General features: G+C 37.5%; 23 protein-coding genes. 6 read left to right on the top strand and 17 right to left on the bottom strand.

What is annotated here, in order from left to right; all coding sequences use genetic code 11:
* Positions 1 to 55: 55 nt before the first annotated feature.
* Entirely contained in the window at positions 56 to 589 is a 534-nt protein-coding gene (hpf, locus tag ES948_RS02600; RefSeq protein WP_152183382.1) for a ribosome hibernation-promoting factor, HPF/YfiA family, read from the top strand.
* On the opposite strand, the gene recG is transcribed toward hpf, so the two are convergent.
* From recG to ES948_RS02560, 8 genes are all read right to left on the bottom strand, one after another.
* Positions 586 to 2,394 carry an ATP-dependent DNA helicase RecG gene (gene recG / locus ES948_RS02595; protein ID WP_152183381.1) on the bottom strand — a complete coding sequence of 603 codons (1,809 nt, stop codon included), beginning with the start codon at positions 2,392 to 2,394 and terminating at the stop codon, positions 586 to 588. The two genes, hpf and recG, sit on opposite strands and share 4 nt — an antisense overlap.
* Before the next feature lie 242 nt (positions 2,395 to 2,636).
* The gene (gene glyQ / locus ES948_RS02590; protein ID WP_152183380.1) at positions 2,637 to 3,521 is read right to left on the bottom strand and encodes a glycine--tRNA ligase subunit alpha; all 885 of its coding nucleotides are present in this window, start codon (positions 3,519 to 3,521) and stop codon (positions 2,637 to 2,639) included.
* 47 nt (positions 3,522 to 3,568) lie between these two features.
* Entirely contained in the window at positions 3,569 to 4,354 is a 786-nt protein-coding gene (locus tag ES948_RS02585; RefSeq protein WP_152183379.1) for a hypothetical protein, read from the bottom strand.
* Positions 4,351 to 5,220 (bottom strand): damage-control phosphatase ARMT1 family protein, encoded by an 870-nt coding sequence (locus ES948_RS02580; RefSeq protein WP_152183378.1) that lies wholly within the window; start codon positions 5,218 to 5,220, stop codon positions 4,351 to 4,353. The genes ES948_RS02585 and ES948_RS02580 overlap by 4 nt, the downstream gene beginning before the upstream one ends.
* Positions 5,217 to 5,699: a DUF3972 domain-containing protein gene (locus ES948_RS02575; protein ID WP_152183377.1), complete on the bottom strand. Its 483-nt coding sequence runs from the start codon at positions 5,697 to 5,699 to the stop codon at positions 5,217 to 5,219. Before ES948_RS02575 ends, ES948_RS02580 begins: the two co-directional genes overlap by 4 nt.
* A 22-nt stretch (positions 5,700 to 5,721) precedes the next feature.
* Positions 5,722 to 6,219, bottom strand: coding sequence for a 5-(carboxyamino)imidazole ribonucleotide mutase (gene purE / locus ES948_RS02570; protein WP_152183376.1), 498 nt, complete (start codon positions 6,217 to 6,219; stop codon positions 5,722 to 5,724).
* 82 nt (positions 6,220 to 6,301) lie between these two features.
* Complete coding sequence (locus tag ES948_RS02565) at positions 6,302 to 7,597, bottom strand: peptidase U32 family protein (RefSeq protein ID WP_152183375.1); 1,296 nt, start codon at positions 7,595 to 7,597, stop codon at positions 6,302 to 6,304.
* Positions 7,597 to 8,286 carry a chemotaxis protein gene (locus ES948_RS02560; protein ID WP_152183374.1) on the bottom strand — a complete coding sequence of 230 codons (690 nt, stop codon included), beginning with the start codon at positions 8,284 to 8,286 and terminating at the stop codon, positions 7,597 to 7,599. The genes ES948_RS02565 and ES948_RS02560 overlap by 1 nt, the downstream gene beginning before the upstream one ends.
* Before the next feature lie 81 nt (positions 8,287 to 8,367).
* Here ES948_RS02560 and ES948_RS02555 point away from each other — a divergent pair, with 81 nt between their 5' ends.
* Positions 8,368 to 9,147, top strand: coding sequence for a histidinol-phosphatase (locus tag ES948_RS02555; RefSeq protein ID WP_152183373.1), 780 nt, complete (start codon positions 8,368 to 8,370; stop codon positions 9,145 to 9,147).
* Here the strand turns inward: ES948_RS02555 and ES948_RS02550 are convergent.
* The gene (locus ES948_RS02550; RefSeq protein ID WP_152183372.1) at positions 9,136 to 9,588 is read right to left on the bottom strand and encodes a globin domain-containing protein; all 453 of its coding nucleotides are present in this window, start codon (positions 9,586 to 9,588) and stop codon (positions 9,136 to 9,138) included. The genes ES948_RS02555 and ES948_RS02550 overlap by 12 nt on opposite strands.
* 85 nt (positions 9,589 to 9,673) lie before the next feature.
* On the opposite strand from ES948_RS02550, the gene trxA reads away from it, so the two are divergent.
* Genes trxA through dapB form a run of 4 tightly spaced genes read left to right on the top strand, consistent with a single transcriptional unit; the run spans position 9,674 to position 12,272 of the window.
* Positions 9,674 to 10,036, top strand: coding sequence for a thioredoxin (gene trxA, locus ES948_RS02545; protein ID WP_281346794.1), 363 nt, complete (start codon positions 9,674 to 9,676; stop codon positions 10,034 to 10,036).
* 17 nt (positions 10,037 to 10,053) lie between these two features.
* Positions 10,054 to 10,542 carry a hypothetical protein gene (locus ES948_RS02540; RefSeq protein ID WP_152183370.1) on the top strand — a complete coding sequence of 163 codons (489 nt, stop codon included), beginning with the start codon at positions 10,054 to 10,056 and terminating at the stop codon, positions 10,540 to 10,542.
* An 8-nt stretch (positions 10,543 to 10,550) separates the two neighbouring features.
* Positions 10,551 to 11,489 carry a thioredoxin-disulfide reductase gene (trxB, locus tag ES948_RS02535; RefSeq protein ID WP_188109429.1) on the top strand — a complete coding sequence of 313 codons (939 nt, stop codon included), beginning with the start codon at positions 10,551 to 10,553 and terminating at the stop codon, positions 11,487 to 11,489.
* A 9-nt stretch (positions 11,490 to 11,498) separates the two neighbouring features.
* Complete coding sequence (gene dapB, locus ES948_RS02530; protein ID WP_152183368.1) at positions 11,499 to 12,272, top strand: 4-hydroxy-tetrahydrodipicolinate reductase; 774 nt, start codon at positions 11,499 to 11,501, stop codon at positions 12,270 to 12,272.
* Here the strand turns inward: dapB and ES948_RS02525 are convergent.
* The 8 genes from ES948_RS02525 to nuoH are packed head-to-tail and all read right to left on the bottom strand — an operon-like array spanning position 12,269 to position 22,168.
* Positions 12,269 to 14,620, bottom strand: coding sequence for a tetratricopeptide repeat protein (locus ES948_RS02525; protein ID WP_152183367.1), 2,352 nt, complete (start codon positions 14,618 to 14,620; stop codon positions 12,269 to 12,271). The two genes, dapB and ES948_RS02525, sit on opposite strands and share 4 nt — an antisense overlap.
* 34 nt (positions 14,621 to 14,654) lie before the next feature.
* Positions 14,655 to 16,163: an NADH-quinone oxidoreductase subunit NuoN gene (gene nuoN / locus ES948_RS02520; RefSeq protein ID WP_152183366.1), complete on the bottom strand. Its 1,509-nt coding sequence runs from the start codon at positions 16,161 to 16,163 to the stop codon at positions 14,655 to 14,657.
* A complete protein-coding gene (locus tag ES948_RS02515; RefSeq protein ID WP_152183365.1) occupies positions 16,163 to 17,725 on the bottom strand; it encodes an NADH-quinone oxidoreductase subunit M in 1,563 nt (520 codons plus the stop codon). Before ES948_RS02515 ends, nuoN begins: the two co-directional genes overlap by 1 nt.
* On the bottom strand, positions 17,726 to 19,654 hold the full coding sequence (nuoL, locus tag ES948_RS02510; protein WP_152183364.1) for an NADH-quinone oxidoreductase subunit L: 1,929 nt from the start codon (positions 19,652 to 19,654) through the stop codon (positions 17,726 to 17,728).
* 3 nt (positions 19,655 to 19,657) lie between these two features.
* A complete protein-coding gene (nuoK, locus tag ES948_RS02505; protein WP_152183363.1) occupies positions 19,658 to 19,966 on the bottom strand; it encodes an NADH-quinone oxidoreductase subunit NuoK in 309 nt (102 codons plus the stop codon).
* Positions 19,963 to 20,538: an NADH-quinone oxidoreductase subunit J gene (locus tag ES948_RS02500; protein ID WP_152183362.1), complete on the bottom strand. Its 576-nt coding sequence runs from the start codon at positions 20,536 to 20,538 to the stop codon at positions 19,963 to 19,965. Before ES948_RS02500 ends, nuoK begins: the two co-directional genes overlap by 4 nt.
* Before the next feature lie 12 nt (positions 20,539 to 20,550).
* Positions 20,551 to 21,168 carry an NADH-quinone oxidoreductase subunit NuoI gene (nuoI, locus tag ES948_RS02495; protein WP_152183361.1) on the bottom strand — a complete coding sequence of 206 codons (618 nt, stop codon included), beginning with the start codon at positions 21,166 to 21,168 and terminating at the stop codon, positions 20,551 to 20,553.
* 10 nt (positions 21,169 to 21,178) lie between these two features.
* The gene (nuoH, locus tag ES948_RS02490) at positions 21,179 to 22,168 is read right to left on the bottom strand and encodes an NADH-quinone oxidoreductase subunit NuoH (protein WP_152183360.1); all 990 of its coding nucleotides are present in this window, start codon (positions 22,166 to 22,168) and stop codon (positions 21,179 to 21,181) included.
* Between the last annotated feature and the right edge of the window lies 1 nt (position 22,169).

The following is a 22,169-nucleotide window of genomic DNA, read 5'->3' as shown; positions in this document are numbered from 1 at the left end:
TTGTGTCATTATAAACTTTTTCGTGATATAATCTAAAAAAATTAAAGGATTTATCATGAATATATCAATGACAGGAAGAAATATAGAACTAACAGAGCCTATCAAAGAGCATATCACTGCTTCTATTGAGACACTTAAAAAATTTAATCTTGATATCATTTCAGTCAATGTGATTGTATCAACACAATCCAAAAAAGGCAAAGAGCACTCTATTGTTGAGTTTGTTATTAATCTAGCGCATAAAAACACTATTGTTATCAAACAAAATGACCAAGACCTCTATGCAGCGATCGATTTAGCAACAGAGAGAGCACAAAAAGCGATGCGTCGCCTCCATGACAGAGAAGTTGACCATCAAAAAGTAGGTCTCAATGAAGCAAAAGCTGAGATCGTTGATGTAAAAGAAGCAGCTTCAGAGATGGAAGATGAAATCATTCCTGTTGAGCTTAATCTTTACAAACCACGTGAGGTTGAAGATGTTTTAAATGACCTCAAAGAGAGTGGAAAAATGTTTGAAATTTTTGTAGACAATGAGCAAAAAACACGTGTTCTTTACAAAAGAAATGATGGTAAATTCGGTCTTTATTAATCACTTTTAGGTAAAAGAAGCAGATCTTCTTTTACCTTTTGTACTATCTGAGTATCTTCTATAAAATCCACCCACTTAAATTGTGAACCACTTTGATTTATTCCCTTAAGCAGATCACCACTTTTTCTATACTTTAGATCAAGATTTGCTATATCAAAACCACTGCTGGTCTTTACAAACTCATCAAGTCGTTCCGAGCTTTTTTGATTCGTATATAAAAAACAGTAACCTTTAAGCCCTGTGCGACTCACACGCCCACGCAATTGATGCAAAGTTGAAAGTCCTAATCTCTCAGCTCCTACAATAACAACTGTTGTAAGCCTTGGCAGTGATATACCTACTTCTACTACAGTAGTTGAGATAAGGATATCTCCATTATCTCGAAAATCAAGCAAAACCTGCTCTTTTTCTTTATCTTTTCCATGGGTAATATAAACATTTTTAAAATTTCTCTCCCAGTACTCACGTGCTTCATCAATGCTCTGATAATCCAAGACTTCACTCTGCTCAACCAAAGGATAAACAATAAGAATCTGATTTTTTTTCTCTATCTCTCTTTTTATATGTAATAGCAAATCTTTAAAATCACTCTTATGAATGACTCGAGAATCAATATCTTTTTTATAAGGTGTAGATGTAATAAGACTCACATCAATATGTGCAGACTCTATCATCGCTAAAGTTCGAGGAATTGGAGTGGCAGAAAATTGCAGGAAATGAGGCTTTTTTTCTCCCTTTGATATCAGTTTTTCCAGCATATTTCGCTGTTGTGTTCCAAAACGATGCTGTTCATCAACCATAACGAGTGCTGCTTCTGGTAATTCTCTGTACAAGAGGGCATGTGTTCCAATGATAAAATCATACTCCTCTAACGAAGCTTTTTTCCTTTTATTTGCCACAAGGGCTATCTTCATTCGTGGCAAATATTTAAGAGCCTCCTCATAAAGCTGGTTTGCTAAAATAGTTGTGGGAGCCATCAGAATTGACCTCTGTGGCATCATCATAATTGCAGCTGCTAAGATAACCATAGTCTTACCACTACCAACATCTCCGACTATCATACGTTTTGCTGCTACACTTTTTGCGAAATCTTTTTGTATATCTTGTATCGTCTTTAGCTGCTCATCTGTAAGTTGAAACGGTAATGAGTTCACAAAAGCATCATAAAAACCTCTCTTTGATACCAATGGCTGAAAATATCTTCGTTTGAGAGAGAGTTGTTTCATATAATTATAGAGTTCCAAATATTTTAAAGCTTCTACAGCTTCTTGGCTTAACTCTCTGTTTTGAAGAACTTCTAGAGTTGGAAAATGAAGTGCTAAAACTTCTTCTATAATCTTCTCAGGAAGCCTCTCCTCACGCAAGTTCTCAAAGTTAAGAAGTTCACGAGTAAGGCGAAACATCACATCGCTCCTGAGTGCAGATTTATACTTAGGAGTAATTTGTCCAATACTTGTAACTTTTCTTGGCATACTCATAGAACAGTTTCCTATCTTACACTCTATCATTCCATAATAGTAATCTCTATCCCCTACCTTAAACTGATGCATCATATAAGGCTTGGGACGAAACAAAACACCTGTTACTCTATGTCCAAAATTATGTGCGAAAAAGGTTATCTGAATGGAATTAGGAGCACGATAAACAGACTCAACAGTTGCATCAATAAGTTGGTTGGCGTGAGGTATGAGCTTCTCTTGAAGCCGATAATCTTCATAAGAGTGGGGAATTAAAAGAGCAAGCTCGCTAATAGAATTAATACCAAGTTTTTTAAATTTTGCTTCTTGCTCTTTTGTGAGTTGCATCTTTCAATCCATTTACGAATTTTTATTTTTTTGTTATAATACCAGACTAAGGAGTGGGCTTAATGTCCACTTACCTCTATTTTCAAGCTAAAAGGTCTAAATTTTAGCTTGATTTTTAGGGTAAATCGCTTCAAAAGCGACCTCTTACAGTCTGGAATTTGTCCTACCGAATAATCGGTAGGAACACTACAACTTTAACAAAAAATCAAAAAACTCTAAAAAAATATGACAAAATGAAAGATTTAACTGTTTACTCTTTTATTACGCTCTTCTTCTTGTGCTTTGTAGAGTTCAGCACATCCACGTGAGAGTTCACGGATTTTTAAGATATAGTTTTGACGTTCTGTCTGAGAGATAGCTTTTCTTGCATCCAGTACATTAAAAACGTTCGACGCCATCATACACAGATCATATGCAGGTAGTGGCAGTCCTGCTTCAAGAGTACGCATACACTCTGCACTTTTAGCATTAAACTCATCAAAGAGCATAGCCGTATCAGCTACTTCAAAGTTGTACTTAGAGAACTCTATCTCACTCTCTTTATGCACATCTTTGTAGAGTGTCTTACTTCCATCAGGTGCCTCATTCCAAACAATATCAAAGACAGTATCAACCCCTTGCAGATACATTGCTAAACGCTCTGTCCCATAAGTAATCTCAACTGCTACAGGAGAACACTCAATGCCTCCAACCTGTTGAAAGTAAGTAAACTGTGTTACTTCCATACCATTAAGCCATACTTCCCAACCAAGTCCCCAAGCACCAAGTGTTGGAGATTCCCAGTTGTCTTCAATAAAACGGATATCATGTTTACTTACATCAAGTCCAAGATATTCTAATGATTGTAGGTAAAGTTCCTGAATATTGTCAGGAGAAGGTTTTATGAGTGCTTGAAACTGATAGTAGCTTCCAAGTCTGTTTGGATTCTCTCCATAGCGTCCATCTGTCGGTCTGCGTGAGGGTGCAACATAAGCTGTTGCCCAAGGAGTAGAGTCTAGTGAGCGAAGAAATGTAGCAGGATGAAATGTTCCTGCTCCTGCTGGAATATCATAAGGCTGTACAATATTACACCCCTGTTTCATCCAAAATTCTTGAAGTTTAAGTAACATCTCACTAAAAGTTATCATATATCTTGCCTTATTTTATTTTTCGTATTATATCTAAAGTGGCTTTTTTAGTATTTAAAAACCATTCCAACTTTCAGATATTGATTGTATGCTGTAGAGTCTGGCTCAACATATCCATTTGCTGCAGCGTCATAAACAACATTAGACTCTTGTATCTCTTGATATTCAAAAACATATGTACAGATTAAATCAATATTTTCACTTATCATGTAGCGAATAGGAAGAGAAAGTTTTACTATATTTGCAGAGGAGAGTTCAAAATCATCTGCTATACCCGTAGCTGTCATTGTCGGCTTAATACCATACTGATACTCTGCGATCAAAGATGCAGTCAGATTTTTATGCACAAACCGCATTCCTACATTAGCACGTAAAGAGTACCATTCATATACTTCCACCTGTGTAGAGGAAAGTGTTCTTTGCCAGTATCTATACCCTAGGCCAAGACCACCAAGCATCATAATATTAAAATCTGATATATTTGTAGCATTGTATCCAAGAGAGATATCTCGAATGGCATTTGATGTTGTACTTACAACAGAACCATATCCAGCTCCTGAACCAATATATGAACCTACATATTCACTCTCACCCTCAACTCCCAAGACTTTAAAATCAATATTTGAACGTTCATCCAAAAAATATCTATATTCAAACTCTGCACCTATAACATCTAAATAGTTTGATTTTTCACTATCAAGAATATTACCAGACCTGTCATACTCACGATAGTCCATGTTCATACCTACAAAAGAGATTTTATACTCCATTTTTGTCTCGGCTGTAACTATATTACTAAGCAACAATAAAACGAATAAGACTTTTTTTATCATTCTTTCTCCTTTACCACTTTACAAACTATATCACCGACATTCTGTCCTAAAGAGCGTGCTACAACATCACACTTGACTTTGAGTAAAAAACAGATGTTTTTGTGGTGTGACGGTGAAAGACATTCATAATTGCCCATTCCTTTACTAATCACTAAATCTGCTTTGTCAAAGTTTTTTTGTGCATATTCATTAGCACGATTATAGGTAAATCCGGGAGTATTCACACCACTATCAATAAGTTCACACAACGTATCAAATCCGGCTTCACATGCCTCTTTCATCGTAACATCATTGATGATTGGATTGCCTCGTACCATATACGAAAAATCTACGTGCGGATAGAGCTCTTTTAAAACTTCCATAAACATATAGTCAAAGATATGCTCACCTACATTATCTCCTAAAACAACAACACTTTTCGCATTTTCCAGCTCTTGCGTGAGCATTTCAAAATCATTATGTGAGAACTCTGTATGAAAGATTTTTTCAAGCTCTTCTTCTAGGTCAAACTCTACTGCAGCAGCAAGGTCTATAACATTTCCTGCAACGGCAATCTTGGTCGCTGTTAAAAGCTTATCTGTACTCTTTGAGAGTTTTTCTTGTAAAAAAGGGAGAAAAGATTGTGCTTTATCTGTTGAGAGTGCTTTGACCTCATCATAAAGGTCCCTTTTGTTAGCGATTTGAGCCATCTTTTCATAGACATCTGCAGCGATTTCTGGAGGAGAAAGCTGAAATGAGAAATCTCGACTCATCTGTTCAACAGTAGAGAGCAGTTTGTTTTTGAGCTTTTTGTCTGCATGTATCGCATCAGCGACTTTGAGACTTTGGTTGATAATACAGCCAACACACTCCTGCGCTATTTTCATGAGTTACTGTCTGTATGTTCTTCGATAGCTTTGTTCCACATGAGTTTATACTTACGTCGCATAAACTCTACCTCTTGTTGCGAGAGCTTGAGCTGCTCTTGCAGGGTATGAATAGTTTTTCTATCTTCATCATAAAGTTCTTGGAGCGATGCCAAAGCCTCACGTAAAAATTCATTCTCTGTACGTACTGCTTCAAGTGTTTCATCTTTTGCATCAAGAACTTTCTCATGAAGATTTATGATTGTTCCAATTGTTTTTTCAACGAACTCAGGTTGTACAAGCATCTCATGCTTGTTTTTTTCACTCAGTTCATTTAATTTTGCAGGAACAATAACTTCAGTGGCACCTTTTGACGGGTCAATATAACGGACACCATCCTCAACTTTTACAGTAAGTTTACCACGCTCTACCAAATCATCAATCGCTGATAATTCCAAGCCTGTCAACTCACTGTATTCGTCGTCGCTCATCCACTTCATTATTATCTCCTGCTTCTGTTAACTATTTAATAATAGTCTCTATCTCTAAAGAGTCCATCTCCACTTTTTTCGCTTTTGCGATACGGTCTTCTTGAAGTTTTATAGCTAACTCTTCATTATCAAGTGCCAAAATTTGCATTGCCAGATATGCAGAGTTAATCGCTCCTGCTTTTCCAATAGCAACTGTAGCAACCGGCATACCTGCTGGCATTTGAACAGTTGAGAGCAGGGCATCAATTCCGCTCAGTGCTGAAGCTGACATTGGAACACCAATGATAGGCTTTACTGTTTTAGAAGACAAAACACCAGCAAGGTGTGCAGCCATACCAGCAGCAGCGATAAATACCTGAGCCCCTTTTTTCTCCGCATTTTCGATATACTCTTTTGTTCTCTCCGGTGAACGGTGAGCAGAAGAGATAATCATCTCATAGTTTACGCCAAAACTCTCCAATGTATCAGAACATGACTTCATGACCTCATAATCACTCTTCGATCCTATGACAATTGAAACAAATTTCATATCTTTTTTCCTTAATTTTTTATGCTGCAATTATATCATAAAAGCAGCTTTTTCATCTTCGATAAATTTTCATTCTAGGCATTTAACTTTTTGGATATGTTCCCATATCAGGATGTGAAGGAATTCTAAAAAATGTAAAAGCAGGAAACTTTGTAGGTAACTCAATTGGGTTGATATTTCCGCTATGGACTGTTTCCCAAAGTTTTCCATTCTCGGCTTTTAATTGCTTAAATTGCAAATAAAGTCTTCCATTTTTTTCATAAGTTCTACCATTCTCATTATCCACCAGCTCTATCTTAGCGTCTTGTGGAGCCACAACTTCAAGTTCATCACCAGGACGTGTTGTAAACTTACACATATAGTGCGTTCCTGCTTCATTTGTCACACCTGTTACCTGATGCGTTCCAAGTTGCATGGTAAAATCAAGTGACTGCGTATCATGCTTCTCAAAAGGACGTGAAACAAGATAAGCATCTGTATAGCCACGATTTTGCAGTGATTCAAGTTCATACTGATACTTTGTGCTATCTAGTTTATCAGCATAATAATCATCAATGGCCATTCTGTAAGCTTTTGCAGTTACTGCTGCATAGTATGCTGTTTTGGTACGACCTTCTATCTTTACACTGTCAACCACACCAGAGTCCAAGATTTCTTGCATATGTGAAGCCAGATTCAAATCTTTTGAGTTCATAATGTAAGTCCCTATGCCCTCTTCCTCTTCCAGCTTAAAGAGTGTACCCGTCTCAGGATTTGCAGCATATATCTCATATGGGAAACGGCAGTCATTTGCACAGCTTCCACGATTTGGTACACGACCACTTTGCAGCGTTGAGATAAGACAGCGCCCAGAATATGCAAAGCACATTGAACCATGCACAAAAACCTCAAGCTCCAAATCCGGTAACTCTTCTTTAATTGCTTTTAGGTCCTTGAGTGATATCTCACGTGCCGTGATGATTCTTGTAGCCCCCATGTCATGGTAGACTTTTGCATCCAGTACATTCATAACATTAGCTTGCGTAGAGAGATGTAGTGGCATATCCGGCACTAGTTCATGTGCCAACTTAAGCACGCCCGGCGTTGCTATGATGAAAGCATCTGGCTGTAACTCTGCCATCTTGAGAATATGTTTTTTTAAAAGATTCAGCTGAGAGTTAAAAGGAAATCCGTTAATTGTGGCATAAACTTTTTTTCCTCTTGCGTGAGCATACTTGATGCCCTCCTCAAAATCCTCAAAAGAGAACTCTTTACCACTGCGTATACGCAGCGAGAAGTGGCTCACACCACCATATACAGCATCTGCACCATAGTCAAACGCAATTTTTAGTTTTTCCAGTGTCCCTGCAGGAGAGAGTAATTCGACTTTTGTACCCATTAGTTTCCAAACTGCGCAAGAAGCGCTTCAATATCTTCAGTTGAGGCTACATCATTATGTGTATCACCTGCAATGTGTGTTGCCGAAGAGACACGTTTTTCATCATCGATTTTACCTTCAAAGAGAGTATTCATATATTTCGATAAAGCACGCATAACATTGATAACACGCTCGATTTTCTGTCTGTGGATATCTTGATACTGCATAATATCCATAACTGTCATAATCGAATCACCACTGTTTTGCAATGCTTCAATCGTACTATTTGTATCTTCAACTGCTTTTTGATTTAACTCCAACTGTGTTTTAAAAATCTCAATATCAGGAAATTTTGTTGTTAATTTTTCAAAGAGCTCTATATTTGCATTAAGTACTTCAAGAACAGTCGTTAATGACTCCTCTTTCTCCATCAAATCATTACTGATTGTCTCAATAATGTCAAAGATTTCACTCGCTTTTTCTTCAGACTCTTTTGTCACATCATCAAGTTGATGGACCATTTTGTTCTCATCAGTTGCAGGAAGTGGCAGTTTTGCAGATTTAATATTTTCTTCAAGAAGATTTGCAGAGTCCTCTTCATGCTTTTCGTCATTCTCAGGAGATACTTCTTCTTGTGATGATTCTTCCTCTGATAGTTCATCTATGTCCATATCACCATTCATCAATGCATCTAATTCTTCTTGTGTCATAAGGTTCTCCATCGTCAAAATTGGGCTGATTTATTAAATGTCACTATAATAGCATAAAATATATAAAAATCCGAGAGAAAAATGATAGTAGATTTGCACAACCACACACCGCTTTGTAATCATGCCGAAGGAGAAGTAGAAGAGTACATCGAGGCAGCTATTGAAAAGGGGACAAAAATTTTCGGTTTTTCTGACCATGCTCCTATGGATTTTGACCCGGCTTATCGTATGAAATTTGAAGATATGCAGCAGTATGAGACGCAAGTAAGAAATGCAAAAGAGAAGTATAAAGAGAAGATCGAAATCCTTTTAGGCTATGAGGTTGACTATCTTCCCGGGCATATGGATAAAAGAGTACTTGAGGCTAATGTCGATTATCTTATTGGGTCTGTGCACTTTATCGAGGGATGGAGCTTTGATAATCCAGAATTTATTGGAAAATGGAAAGAACAGGATGTCAATGAAGTATGGCAGAAATATTTTGACACTATTGAAACAATGGCCAAAAGCAAACTTTTTGATATTGTAGGGCACTTGGACCTTATCAAAGTTTTTAATTTTATGCCGACAAAAGAGATTGGCAAACTGGCTAAAAATGCTCTTTTGGCTATTAAAGAAAGTGATATGGTTTTAGAGATCAATGTCGCAGGATACAGAAAACCTGTGGCGGAAGCCTATCCATCGCTAGAACTTCTCACACAGGCCTATGCACTCGATATTCCCATCACACTCTCATCAGATGCCCATAAGCCAGAACAGGTCGGACTCTATAATGATGCGGTCATCAGAATGGCAAAAGATGTGGGTTACCGGGAATGTGCCTATTTTGTCAACAGAGAGAGAAAGTTTTTAACTCTCTAGTATAGGTGTATTGATAACCCAAATAGAAAACAGGTCCAGATAGTTCCAAAAGGACTCTATATACTCTTGCGTAATCCCCTCATTTTCTAGCTCCATCAAAAGCGGTTGATAGAGTTCCAACCATGTACGTCTTGCTTTTTCGTCAATACGAAACGGTGCATGACGCCCTACCATCTGATGTTCACCACGGGTTTGTGTAAAGTAGTCAGGTCCACCGGAGATCTCTATCAAAAAATCTGCTGCATGCTTTTGTGCTTCTGCAAAGTCATCATCATCAAAGACAGGAAACAAAAATGCAATATCGCTTGTTTTTATAGAATCGTAATGATCATTAACAAGTTTACGAAATCTCTCTTCACCAACTTCATAGAAAAAACCGGGATGTGGTTTGGCAACTGGAGGGCGAACTCCAAGTTTGCCATCTGTAATTTTTAATTCCATAATTGCTTCCCTTCACGTATTAATTTGACAGAATTATACAAATAATTTCTATAAGTATATTTAAAGTTATAATTAATAATATCACTTGTATAATACTTCAAACAATAAATGTAAAAAGGAAATCCTAATGGGTAAATATATTGAATTAACTGCTGATAACTTTGAAGCAACACTTGCAGAAGGTGTAGCACTAGTAGACTTTTGGGCTCCATGGTGTGGTCCTTGTCGTATGATTGCTCCAGTTATCGAAGAGTTAGCTGAAGATTATGATGGAAAAGCAAAAATCTGTAAAGTAAATACTGATGAAGAGCAAGAGATTGCTGTAAAATTTGGTATCCGCTCTATTCCAACAGTAATGTTCTTCAAAAACGGTGAGTTAGTAGACCAAATGGTTGGTGCAGCTTCTAAAGATGCATTCGCTCAAAAACTCAACGATCTTTTAGCGTAATTTTAAGGTATTAAAAGGTGGCAAGAAAAGGAGGCAAAAGCCTCTTCTCTCTCTCCACACTTTTAGCCTCTTTCTTTGGTGCCGCTATGATAGCCGGCGCTTTTGCTTACTTCAATTACAAATTTTCTGAATATAAATTTATCGATTTCAAAGAGTGGGCTTTTTATGAGAAGAGTGATATCTTCACACCAAAAGAAGAGACCTACATCGTAGTCTTTTACTCCTCTCGTACAAAAGGGAGTATAGAAAAGTTGGTAAAATTGGATTTAAACAACCCTATTCTTGCTATTGACTACTACAATCAGATAAGTGCAAACTCAAAAACAACAACTTTTTTACGTTCTGGGACAAATACATCGCTTAAATTCATTCAGCGATTTAATATTTATGAAGTCCCTTCCATTTTCTTTATAAAAAGAATCAAAGAGTCTCTTTATAAACAAGATAGTATGATACGTAAACTTGATAATTTAGATGAATTAAGCAAAGAGGTGAAAAAATTATGAGCAAAAATATTTTAGATTGTGCAATCGTTGGCGGAGGTCCTGCCGGACTTACTGCAGGGCTTTATACAACTCGTGGTGGACTTGAGAATGTAACAATGTTTGAAAAAGGTATGCCAGGCGGACAAATCACGCAAAGTTCAGAGATAGAAAACTATCCTGGAGTCACAGGTGATATCACAGGGATGGACCTAATGATGCCATGGCCCGAGCAGTGCCAAAAATTTGGACTTAAACACGAAATGGTTGAAGTCAAACAAATTAGAAAAGATGGAGATATTTTCTCTGTTATTATGAGCGATGAGAGTATTACACATTCACGCTCTGTAATTGTATGTACCGGTTCATCGCCACGCCGTGCAGGATTTAAAGGAGAAGATGAGTTTTTCGGAAAAGGTGTAAGTACCTGTGCGACATGTGACGGATTTTTTTATAAAGACAAGGAGGTAGCTGTTATCGGTGGCGGTGACACTGCACTTGAAGAAGCACTTTACCTAGCAAAGATTTGTTCAAAAGTTTATCTTATCCACAGACGTGATACCTTCAGAGCAGCACCAAATACGGTAAAACGTGTAGAAGGCAATGAGAAAATTGAGCTCATTCTTAACTCTACTCCCGAGGAAGTTTATGGAGATGCAATGGGTGTAACAGGCATTAAAGTCAAAGACAAAGAAGGAAATATTCGTGATATCGAAGTCCCTGGCGTCTTTACTTTTGTCGGTAACGATGTAAATAACCAAACACTCATCCAAAATGATGGTACATTTTTATGTGATGTAAATGAACAAGGACAGGTTATCGTTGATTTAAGTATGAAAACATCAATACCTGGTCTCTTTGCTGCAGGTGATATGCGTATTGAAGCACCAAAACAAGTTGTCAGTGCTGCAGGTGACGGTGCGGTTGCAGGTATTGCTGCAATTAGTTATGTTGACGAATTATTAAACTAAAGGAAAAAAATGGCAAGTATTAAAGTAGGTGTATTTGGGGCAAGCGGTCGTGTTGGAAAACTGCTTATTGAAGATTTAAAAGCTACTGAGGGTATGAGTCTAAGCAGTGTCTATGTTAGAAACTCTCTCGATTTTCAAATCGATCCTTCCGTGCTTGTTACATCTGATATGCATGCATTTTTAAGTGCAAGTGATATCATTGTTGATTTTTCACTTCCTGAAGCCTGTGAACTACTCTTAGAAGAGGCGATAAAGACTCCTAAACCATTAGTTATCGGAACTACAGGGCTCAATACGCATCAACTGAACCTCTTAAAGCAGGCAAGTGAGCTTATGCCTGTACTTTATGCTACAAATATGTCTTTAGGAGTTGCACTCTTAAACAGACTGGTATATCAAGCCTCTGCAGCTTTAGAAGGCTTTGATATTGAAATCGTAGAGATGCATCACAGACATAAAAAAGATGCACCAAGTGGTACGGCACTCACCCTCAGCGAATCAGCTGCACGAGGACGTGGACTTGACATCGATAAAGTTCGTGTAAGTGGTCGTGATGGCAACATTGGTGAGAGAACAAAAGATGAGATAGCAGTTATGGCTCTTCGTGGTGGAGATATTGTTGGTCGTCATACTGTAGGTTTTTATAATGATGGAGAGTTCATTGAACTCAACCATACTGCAACCTCACGCAACACATTCTCAAAAGGTGCACTTCGTGCTGGAAAATGGCTTGCAGACAAAGATGCAGGCCTTTACAGTATCAGTGACTGTTTAGAACTTTAAATCTCTAAAGCTGATTTTGCAAGCTTTGCCCATGCAGAGTTTGGATCAGCTTCTATCGCTTCGCTGTATGCTTTTGTAGCATCTTCATCTCTCCACAATTTACTCAGCACCATTCCAAGCAGATACTTTTGTCTTGCTCTTTGTTTATTAGTGAGATTAACGCTATTAAGTGATGCTATGACCTTATATGCTTTATTAAATTCATTTTTATTCATATATGCACTGTATAAGGCAAACTCTATATATGGTGTCTGTGCGTGAGCTTGAGAGCGATTTTGGATATCCATGACTTTTGATGCATATTTTATAATCATATTGTCATCTTTGAGCTCACTTCCCAAGCTGACCATAGCAACATATCTATCTATATCTTTATAATCAAAGCCAAATACCTCTTCTATCTTTGCCATAGCATCGATCATATTTTCTTTTTGTCCCAAGCGCTCATAAGCATCAAAAAGGTATCTGTATATCTCTTTATATGGTGACTCTTTTGCATTGTCAATGAGAGCGATCAAATCTTTTGCGACATCTACCGCCTCACTATAGTTTCCTGTCTCAAAATCAATCTTGACATATCGATAAAGCCATTTTTTTCTGAAATCTATATTTTTGGAGTTAAGATTCTTCGATGCGATTGATTTTGAAAGCTGGAAGTCACCGCCTTTCATTGCACATGTGTAAATTCCATCATCCCAACTATTTGAGAGTGTAATATTATAATCATTGGCAATGACCAAAACATTTTTACAGTTCTGCTGCTTGAGTGACACTTCCATCAATCCTACAGCAGCTTGCTTGATGATATCTTCCACATCAGTATACTTCTCTTGTAACTCTTCTAATGAATCTTTTAAATTAAGAACTGCTTCATAATCTTTCTCTTCTAAAAGCAGTTTTGCTTTTTCATACAGAGCACGCTGAGCTATATCGTCTCCGGCATACTCTTCTATGAGTTTATCATACTCAGCCAACTTCTTACTTGCATTTGTATCACTATCATCAAAGAAGAGTCCATCTTTTGCAGTTTGAATGACATCAAAATAGTCTCCATCTGGAAATTTTTTCATATAATCATTTAAAGCTTTAATAGCACGCTCTTTATCTTTCGTTTTTGCAAGCCAAAGTGCTCTGTTTTTAAGAAGTTCTTCATACTCATCATAAGTAGGGCCCATACTTTGGAGCATCGCCTCTGCAATAGCTGCTGCTGCTTTATACTCTTCTGCTTCGGCAAGTCTGTTCATTATCTTTTGTGACATTTTTAGGTCTTGCATAAAATAGTCTGGTTTAGCAGCAATAATTTTGAGTGCATACTTCGCAGCTTTCTTCGGTGAATGTGCCATGAGTATCTCTGTTAGATGATATGCTGCAGCAGCAGCCACTTCTAAATCTTTTGTCTTATAGAGTGCTTTTTTATAGTACTTGATCGCTTCAGTGTTTCCACCCGATGCTTCAAGCATCTCCCCTTTATAGATATAGCCCCACTCTGCAAATATATTTCCTTTATGCTCACTAAAGAGTCTGTCAAAGAAATAATCCGCGTCTGTATTTTGTCCGATTTGCGCATAAGCCTTTGCCATTAATGAAAGTATTTCAGGGACATTTTCATCTGAAGAGTACTCTCGCAAAAACTCTTTTGCATTACTGATGACATTTTCATAATCTTTTATTTTGTTATAGATTTTTATTTTGTAATAAATGAGTTCTGATTTAAAAAGGGTATTTGGATAAGATAATAAAATATCATCAATCATATCCAAAGCATCATCATAACGCTTTGTGGCAAAATACTTTTTGACTTTAAGATACTCTGTCACATCTTCTACTTTTTTAATATGTACCGGATTTCCTTCTAAATCAAGGCTTCCTACATAGGGAAGCTTATCTTTATCCAAATAAAATGGAAAGTTAATTGCCAAAGTTGACTTCTCTTCACTTTTTATCAAGGGAAGCTTCTCTTTATACCCAATGATACTCCATCGATTTGCAATACTAACATCAGCTGAGAATACAGTGTCATCCTCTGTCAGATCAAAGATTTCCGCATAGAGTTTCATCTTGTGAAAAGGTTTTATTGAAATGAAATAGGTATCTTTTTTTTGAAAACTTTTCACTTGAAAAAAATCGTTTTGTAAATTTTCAATATCATTTAGAGGTTTTTTTGAAAATGCACAGATAATCTCTTTTGTAACAGAGAAATCATCTTTTAATTCATGACAGACAAAATTTTCTTTATTTGTGATATAGAGTATGGAGTATTTTGTAAAGTTGTCTTTTGCACTATCGATTGATATCTCCAATGCAAAAGACTGTAGTGCTATAAAGGCTAAGAGTATATGTTTGAACAATTGCTCTTCTCCTTTAAAAATAAGCTAGGTCTATTTAATATCCACTGTTGTATACAAATGCTGTAACAAATTCTAAAATTGGATTTATCGCTACAAAAGCAAATATAGTTCCTATCGCTGCTATACCGATAATGGTTTTTAGTGCCAACGTTGCATTTGCAACATATACATGACCATCATTCCCTTGAACCGGCTCTTTCATAAACATATAAACGATCAGTTTTAAGTAATAGTAACCTGCAATTGCAGAGTTAAGTGCCATGATTAGTGCAAGAATTGTATAACCGCCTGTAACTGCTGAAGATATCATATAGAGTTTACCCCAAAAAAGTGCAAATGGTGGTAAACCTGCAAGACTCAACATAAACAGTGCCATAATCACAGATGCAATCGGTGCAGTTTTAATCATACCTGCAAACTTATTGTATGAGTGGTCTGAACTCTGATAATCTGGAAGATGTTTCTGTCTTGACACCCAAAGCATAGAGAATGATCCAAGATTGGTAAAACTAAATAAAATCCAATACAAGAACAGCGCAGCATTTGCCTGTGTCGTTCCGATGAGGATTGCAGCCATTACAAAACCTGCATGAGAGATAGAAGAGTATGCAAGCATACGCTTCACATCAGTTTGAACAAGTGCCCACATATTTGAAGCCGTCATCGTTATAACTACAACAATGTAAAGTACTACATCAAGCCATACAATACCACTATGCACTAAGAATTCAAAGAATCTCATAGCAACAACAAAAGCAGCGATTTTTGGAACGATTGACATATATCCAGCCATTGCAGCCGAACTTCCTTCATAAACATCCGGTGCCCATGTATGGAACGGAATAAGTGAAAGTTTAAAACCAAATGCAGCTAAGAAAAATGCCACACCGATTAGCACAAAACCCATGTCAGCATATCCGTTTGCAGCAAGAACAAGTGCGATTTTGTTAATCTCAACAGAACCAGTAAGCGCATAAAATACCATTGCACCAAAACTAAAGAAACCTGCTGCCAATGCACCCATAGTAAAGTACTTCACAGCTGCTTCGAAAGATTTGTCACGGTTATGCATAGCTATCAGTGTATAAAGTGCTAAAGAAGAAGTCTCTAGACCTACAAACACTAAGATAAGGTTATCAGTAGCAACCATAAACTGAAAACCTGCAATCATAAACAAAAAGAGTGCGAAGAACTCAGGGTATGAAAACTCATGAAAACGCTTGTGTGTCATTGCAAGTGGAATAAATAGCATTGATGCACCGACAATAATAAACTGTGCAAGAATAGCAAGTCCATCTATCAGCATTACATCAAAAAGACCAAGTGTTGTACCATTTGCCATAAAGACACCACTAGAATCTGCTACAGCAACAAAATCCATTGCCAAAAACAGAAGGCTAAGCACTACATACAATGATTTATGCAGACCGCCTTTAATAATATCTATTACTAGAATTAACAGTGCGCCAACTACCGGTATAAGCATTGGTGCAAGAGTCATTAAGTTTAATGACTCCATTGAAACATTGATTGGCGACAACATTAGTGCACCTCCTCTTCAATAACAGTTTTTTTGATAACTAGAACTCTCTCTTTAACCAGATTAGGAATTCTCTCTTTTGCCAACTCTGTCTGTGCTTTATTATGCATTAACTGTACAACTGCCTCAACAGAGTTGTTGATAGGCTCTAAAATTGGTTTAGGATAGATACCTAACCAGATCGTAATTATTGAAAGAGGAATAAGTGCTACCAACTCTCTTTTGTTTATATCAGGAAGATTTCTATTCTCCTCTTTTGTAACATCACCAAAGAACATTTTTTTGTATGCTGACAACATATAAATAGCACCAACGATAATCGCAGTTCCAGCTAACAGTGTCAAGATATGAGATTGTTGATAGAATCCTAAAAGTGATAAGAACTCACCAACAAAGTTAATTGTAAGTGGCATACCAACTGAAGCCATTAACATGATACCAAAGATAGTTGCATATCTCGGCATAACATGTGCAAGCCCACCAAATTCACTCATAAGTTTTGTATGACGTCTATCATAGATAACACCTACAAGTAAGAACAGAGCCCCAGATACAACACCGTGAGCAATCATTAAAAAGATTGAACCTGTAATACCTTCAACATTAAGTGCAAACGTACCAAGGATGATAACACCCATGTGTGAGATTGATGAATAAGCAACAACCTGCTTCACATCTTTTTGCGCGTATGCAACCATCGCAGTATAGATGATCATAATGATCGCGATTACAGCGATTGGAACCATAAACGCTGCCGATGCATCTGGGAATAGTGGCAATGAAAAACGGATAAATGCATATGTACCCATTTTAAGTAGAATTGCCGCAAGTATCACAGAACCTATAGTCGGTGCTTGACCATGCGCATACGGTAACCATGTATGGAATGGAAACATTGGAACCTTGATAGCAAAACCGATAAAGAAGGCTGCGAATAGCCATAGTTGGAACGTTTCCGGTAAAATCAGTCTATACCAATCAAGCAGTGCAAAAGACCATACACCTGTTGCTTGGTAGAAAAAGTATGCCATAAAAAGCATACCAACAAGCATTACAAGTGAACCTGCAAATGTATAGAGGAAGAACTTAATCGACGCATATATACGAAGTGGTCCACCCCATGCACCAATAATATAAAGCATTGGAACAAGAGAAAGCTCCCAAAACACATAAAATACAATCGCATCTAATGCAGCAAATACACCTACCATCGTCATTTGTAAGAACAGAAGCGTGATAATCATATTCTTTTCATTAGGAGTTTCAGTAAGTGATGCTATACCTATCATCGTAAAGAATGCTGCAAGTACAATAATAAATAGAGAAATTCCATCTACACCTAAGATGTAGTTAATACCAAAAGACGGTACTAACGGTAGGTTCTCCATAAACTGCATTCCAGACACATTTCCATCAAATGCAAACCATAACCACAGTGACAATCCAAACTCGATAGCTGCCACACTAATACCGTAGGCACGAATACTATCTTTTTGAATCATAAAACCAAACACAGCTGCAATTGCTGGAAAGAAGATTAAAATCGATAAAATATGATCTAACATTTACATAACTCCTAAACCTGATAATATCACCGTGATACTATCAGAATATCTTGCTGCAAGTCCAAAAACTACAGCTAATGAAAGTAGTACCACAAGACCAACTACCATCCATTTTAACATTGTAGAGAGGTTACCACTCTGCATTGCTCTTGTTTTTTCACCAGTACCATAGATGATACCTGCAATTCCATCAACACTTGCATCAACAATTTTCATATCGACTTTATTCCAGAACATATCAGAGATCTCTTTATATGGTTTTACAAGATACTCTTCATAGAAATAAGGAATATAGTACTGATTGTATAAAAGTTTATATGCAAATGAGTTTTCAATCGCACTTGTACCATCTGGTACTTTAATAAATGCGTTTGCATATTTTTTATATGCATAAAGAATCGCTAAAGCAACGAATACCTGTGTTCCAACTAACATAATCCAAAGTGTAGTATGTGAATGGATATGATACTCATGTGCTGATAAAATCTCTTCAATCATATGGAAGAACGGCTCTTGAAGCACACCTGCAATCATTGCAAGAATTAAAAGCGGACTCATCGCAACAAGCATAAATCTATATGCTTCATGTGGATGAATACCAAAGATTTTGTAACGCTCTTCACCATGGAAGATGAGTGCTACAAGTCTAAATGAATAGAATGCCGTCAAACCTGCAGTAAAGAGAAGTACTCCGTAAATCACAAAGTGATGCTCTGCAAATGCTGCTTCTAAGATTGTATCTTTTGAGAAGAAACCTGCAAATGGAAAGATTCCTGCTAATGCTAAAGAAGCAATAGTCATCATAATCCAAGTCCACTTCATTACCTTCTTGAGTCCACCCATTTTAAACGGATCAAGTTCATCATGCATAGCGTGCATTACGTTACCAGCACCAAGGAATAAGAGTGCTTTAAAGAATGCGTGAGCCATAAGGTGAAAAAGTGCCACCCAGTATGCACCAAGACCAGCTGCTGCAAACATATATCCTAACTGTGAAAGTGTAGAGTATGCGATGATACGTTTCATATCACGGTTAACAAGTGCCATCGATGCTGCAAAGAGTGCAACAAATGCACCAAGCGAAGCGATGAACAGACCTACATTAGGGATCAAGCTATAAAGCTCATTTGAACGAATAACAAGATATACACCCGCTGTTACCATTGTTGCTGCGTGAATAAGAGCCGATACAGGAGTAGGACCTTCCATCGCATCTGCAAGCCACGTATGGAGTGGAAACTGTGCTGATTTACCCATTGCACCGATAAACAAGAAGATACCGATCCAAGTTAGTGTAGCAGTGTCTAATGTTTGAAATGCTTCAAATGCACCTTCATACTGAAGTGTACCTGTATTCCAATATACTAAGAAGATACCAATCAACATTCCAAGGTCAGCGATACGGTTCATAATAAATGCTTCATTTGCTGCCCAAGTAGCGCTCTCTTTGTGGAACCAGAATCCGATAAGCCCCCAAGAACAAAGACCAACACCTTCCCAACCGATGAAAAGACCAGCATAGTTATCACTCATAACAAGAACCATCATTGAGAAAACGAATGCTGATAACCATGCAAAGAATCTGTTAAAGCCCTTGTCATGATCCATGTAACCGATAGAGTAGATATGAACGATAGTAGAAACAAGTGTTACAACCATCATCATAGTAACTGATACTTCATCAACAATAAACCCAAAAGGAATATATAAATCCCCAGTCGCCATCCATGTCATCATCTCAACATGAACAGGTGCACTTCCATTAACTACAATCAATGCTAAGAGTAAACTACTGCTCACAAAAGAAGTAAAGATTAATAGTGAAGCGATTACACCAACAAATGTTTTCTTTGGCGTTGTCGTGAACAACGCAGAAAACATTGAACTAACAAGTGGTGCAAAAAGTGCTATATATAATAATGTTTCCATAGCTTATCCTCTCATACTTGTCATAGTTTCTAGGTCGATATTTCCATGACGTTTATACCATACAATTAACAGACCAAGTCCTACAGCAACTTCTGAAGCAGCGATTGCAATTACGAAAAATGCAAACATTTGACCAGTTAAGTCACCATAATAGTGTGAAATCGCAGCAAAAGCGATATTTACAGAGTTTAGTAAAATCTCAGTTGCGAAAAACAATAAAAGTAAGTTCTTTCTCTTCATTACACCTACAAGACCTATTGCAAACAGGATCGTAGATAGAACAAGATAATGATTTAAACCTATTTCCATCATGAAAGCACCTTTTTATTTTTTTCTTTTTTAATCTCTTCGATTTCTTCAGCACTCATAAGTGTAAGAGAGAGATCCATTTTCTTACCAGCCAGTACAATTCCCGCAACCATTGCTACAAGTAGCATAATCGCTGCAACTTCAAATGGAATAAGGTATTTTGTAAAAAGAATCACACCTACAAGCTGTGTATTTCCAACACCTTCAATCACAGGATAAAGTGCTACAATATTTTCACTTACCATAGGAGCTGCGAAAATCACAACAATTAAAACTGCTGCAAGAGTTGAAAGTCCAACAATAATGTATTTGTTTCCTTTCTTCTCTTTAACCTCACGTGTCGTATCAAAGAACATCATACCAAAGGCATAAAGAGCCATTACAGCACCTGTATAGACGATAATCTGTATCGCACCTAAAAAATCAGCACCAAGGATAAAGAAAAATGCCGATATAAAAATCATTCCCGCTGCCAATGCAGTTAATGCATATAACGCTTGCGATGTAGTCACTGTTATAAAAAACATCGCTATCGTTAAAAATGCAAACAAGTAAAACGCTACTGCTTCAAACATAATCCATACTCCTTAATATGCTAGAGGTGTTTTCTTAACACGCTCGTCTTCATGTGGTGTAATCGCACCAAAACCTTCGAATTCAAGCTGCTTACCAGCTTTCATCTTGTCAATCGGTGTTAACATATCTTCATACATAATGAAGTGCTCTCTCTGCTCACTTGCATTCTCATACTCACCACCGTGTGTAATTGCAAGTTCAGGACAAACCTCTGCACAATATCCACAGAAGATACAACGACCAAGATTGATTGTATACTCTGTAACCTCTTTACGAGAGTTCTCATCGATGCGAGTATCCATTCTGATACAATCAGAGATACAGATCTTTTCACAAAGACCACAACCGATACATCGCTCAGTATCAGATTCCCAAAGTCTTTTCATCTGGTGTACTGCACGGTATCTCGGACCGATCGGCATCTTCTCTTGAGGATATTGAACTGTATGGATATCAAAACGAATCATCTCACGCATTACTACCCAAAGACCTACAAAGAGCTCCCCTTTGAAAGTTCTCTTTACTACACGCTTGAACTTATCCCAACCTGTTGTCGGATAGTCCTCTATGTCAACGAGAAAGTAATCACCTTCTGCTACATTTCTATTGTTAAATGCTTCTAAACTCATTCATATCCCCTTAAAACATCATCACAAAGCCAGTGATTACAACATTAATCACCGCTATTGGCATAAGTACTTTCCAACATAACCACATTAACTGGTCAGGTCTCACATCTGGCCATGCAGCTCTTGTCCATAAGAAGAAAAAGAAGAAGAACGACATTTTTCCAAGAAGACCAAGTGCTCCAAGTAATGAGCCATCACCGTAACCACCCAAGAAGATTAAAGGAATTACAAATGAGATAAAGAACATGTTTGCGTACTCTCCGATGAAGAAAAGACCCCATCTCATACCAGAGTACTCAGTACCAAAACCATCAATAATCTCGTGGTCATTTGCAATCAAGTGGAATGGTGTACGACCAGTTTCAGCAAAAGCAGCAATCCAGAAAAGAATAAATGCTACAGGCTGTGACCATACAATCCAATCACCGATACCACCAGCTTGGTACTCATTGAAATCAATAAGTGATAATGAACCTACCATCATAATAGGAGCAAGCAGTGAAAGCCCTGTTACAACCTCATATGAGATAAATACTGCAGCGGTACGCGCAGCTGAAAGTAAAGAGAACTTATTTGCCGATGCCATACCACCAAGAAGCGGACCATAAAGCCCTACTGCCATCACACCTAAAACATATAAAATACCAATGTTCACATCTGCTACGATTGGATGTACTTCATATCCAAAAATCTCAAATGGTGGTAAGAAAGGAATTGCCGCTGCAGCCATAAATGCTGTAGCTGCAGTAATTACAGGTGCAATCTTAAAGATAGGACCAACTACATTCGTAGGGATAATATCCTCTTTTGTAAAGAGTTTGATACCATCTGCTGCAACTTGCAAAAGTCCGTACGGTCCAACATTCATTGGTCCTAAACGGCGTTGCATAAATGCAAGAACCTTACGCTCAAAATATGTACCAATACCAGCTAAAGCTGAAAATATAAGTAGAATTACAACGACTTTGATTATCGTTTCAATTAAATATGCACTGTCCATA

It is taken from the genome of Sulfurimonas indica (assembly GCF_009192995.1).
GTDB lineage: Bacteria > Campylobacterota > Campylobacteria > Campylobacterales > Sulfurimonadaceae > Sulfurimonas > Sulfurimonas indica.
The sequence above is the reverse complement of the archived record's forward strand: the minus strand, read 5'-3'. Positions and strand labels throughout refer to the sequence as shown.